Genomic DNA, 2,434 nt, shown 5'->3' on the forward strand with positions numbered 1-2,434 from the left:
GGGGCGCGGGGGTTGGTCCTCCCACGCCGGGCGCTGGACTTTGCACTTGGCGCGGGGCGCCCCCCGGGCGGGGGGCCCCCCCTTCTCCGTTCCCTTACGACATCAGCGCCTACGCCTTGTCGTCCAGGTCCTCGTCGTCCTCGTCGTCCTCGTCGTCCTCGTCGTCGGCCTGGTCCGCCTCGTCGACGGCGTCGGTCTCCTCCGACTCCTCGGACTCCTCGGACTCGTCCAGCTCGTCGATGGCGTCCACGAACTCGACACCGTCCAGCTCGGCGAGCCGGTCGGAGGCGTCCGTGGCCCCGTCCTTGTCCGACTCGACCGTCTTGGCGAACCACTCACGGGCCTCGTCCTCACGCCCGGCCGCGAGCAGAGCGTCGGCGTAGGCGTACCGCAGACGCGCGGTCCACGGGTGGACGGCGGTGGACGCGAGCTCGGGGCTCTGGAGGGTCACGATGGCGGCGTCGAGCTGCCCCATGTCCCGACGGGCGCCGGCGGCGACGAGACGCATCTCGACCTGCCCGGCCTTGTCCAGCTTGCCCACCTCGGGCTCACCGGCCATGGCGAGCGCCCGCTCGGGCCGGCCCATGCCGCGCTCGCAGTCGGCCATGACGGGCCAGAGCTCGACACCACCGGTCATCCGCCGCGCGGCCCGGAACTCGGCCAGCGCCTCGGAGTACTTCTGCGTGGCGTACGCGGCGAAGCCGGCGGCCTCACGGACGGCGGCGACACGCGAGGCGAGCCGCAGGGCGATACGGGAGTACGCGTACGCCTGCTCGGGGTCCTCGTCGATCAGGTTGGCGACCATGACGAGGTTACGGGCGACGTCCTCGGCCAGCCCCTTGGGCAGGCTCATGAGCTCCTGGCGTACGTCCGCGTCGATCTCCTCGCCCGTGACGTCGTCCGGGATCGGCAGCCGCTTGATGGGCGCGCGGTCCGGACGGTCCCGGTCACGGTCGTCCCGGCGGCCGTAGCCACCCCGGTCGTCGCGCCCGCGGTAACCGCCACCGCGGCTGTCGTCACGCCGGTCGTCACGGCGGAAGCCACCATCCCGGCTGTCGTCACGACGGGGCCCACGAGGCCGGTCGTCGCGGCGGAAACCGCCCTCACGGCGGTCGTCACGGGGACGGTCGTCACGACGGAACGACGACGGCCGCTCGTCCCGCCGGTCGTCGCGACGGAAGGAGGGACGGTCGTCGCGCGGACGGTCGTCCCGGCGGTCGTCACGCGGCCGGTCGTCGCGGCGGAAACCGCCACCGCGGTTGTCGTCACGGCGGTCATCACGCGGGCGGTCGTCACGACGGAACGACGGACGGTCGTCACGCCGGAAGCCACCGCCACGGTTGTCGTCACGCCGGTCGTCGCGACGGAACGAGGGACGGTCGTCGCGGCGCTCATCCCGGCGGTCGTCACGGGGACGGTCGTCGCGGCGGAAACCGCCGCCACGGTTGTCGTCACGACGGTCATCACGACGGAACGAGGGGCGGTCGTCCCGACGGTCGTCACGGGGACGGTCGTCGCGACGGAACGACGGACGGTCGTCCCGACGGTCGTCACGCGGACGGTCATCGCGACGGAAGCCACCGCCACGGTTGTCATCACGGCGGTCGTCGCGGCGGAAACCGCCACCGCGGTTGTCGTCACGACGGTCATCACGCGGACGGTCGTCACGACGGAACGACGGACGGTCGTCCCGACGGTCGTCACGCGGACGGTCATCGCGACGGAAACCGCCGCCACGGTTGTCACCCCGGTTGTCGTCACGACGGAACGAGGGGCGGTCGTCACGACCGAAGCCGGCACCCCGGTTGTCGTCACGACGGAAACCACCGCCGGAGCCGCCGCCACGGTTGTCGTCACGACGGAAACCACCGCCGGAGCCGCCGCCACGGTTGTCGTCACGACGGAAACCACCGCCGCTGCCGCCGCCACGGTTGTCGTCACGACGGAAACCACCGCCGGAGCCGGCACCCCGGTTGTCGTCACGACGGTCGTCACGACGGAAGCCACCGCCGGAGCCGCCGCCACGGTTGTCATCGCGACGGAAACCACCGCCGCTGCCGCCGCCACGGTTGTCGTCGCGACGGAAACCGCCGCCGCTGCCGCCGCCACGGTTGTCGTCACGACGCGGGCCACGGAAGCCGCCCCGCTCGCCGCCGTCCTTACGACGCGGCTCGCGCTCCGGACGATCGTCGGGAGAGTTGGTGGACATCGACGTGACTCCTGTCTTCGGGTACTGCAGTCATTCTCGCGCAGTCGGCACTCCGACGCGCTTCGGAAATAATCAAGGAAAAACAAAAGGACCCTTGGTCCCAGCGTGAACGCTGGGACCAAGGGTCCTGAAAGATTGTTCGGCGGCGTCCTACTCTCCCACAGGGTCCCCCCTGCAGTACCATCGGCGCTGAAAGGCTTAGCTTCCGGGTTCGGAATGTAACCG

The 2,434-nt window shown here is 71.2% G+C and carries 2 protein-coding genes and 1 rRNA gene; all 3 read right to left on the reverse strand.

The features are described 5' to 3' along the window. Positions 1–109 precede the first annotated feature (109 nt). Positions 110–913: a tetratricopeptide repeat protein gene (locus tag ACFY8U_RS35825; RefSeq protein WP_389576293.1), complete on the reverse strand. Its 804-nt coding sequence runs from the start codon at positions 911–913 to the stop codon at positions 110–112. Further along, complete coding sequence (locus ACFY8U_RS35830; protein ID WP_389576294.1) at positions 850–2,133, reverse strand: hypothetical protein; 1,284 nt, start codon at positions 2,131–2,133, stop codon at positions 850–852. Before ACFY8U_RS35830 ends, ACFY8U_RS35825 begins: the two co-directional genes overlap by 64 nt. Before the next feature lie 213 nt (positions 2,134–2,346). After that, positions 2,347–2,434: ribosomal RNA gene (rrf, locus tag ACFY8U_RS35835) — 5S ribosomal RNA — on the reverse strand; the annotation flags it as partial.

This window comes from Streptomyces sp. NPDC012508 (assembly GCF_042902595.1).
Classification (GTDB): Bacteria; Actinomycetota; Actinomycetes; order Streptomycetales; family Streptomycetaceae; genus Streptomyces.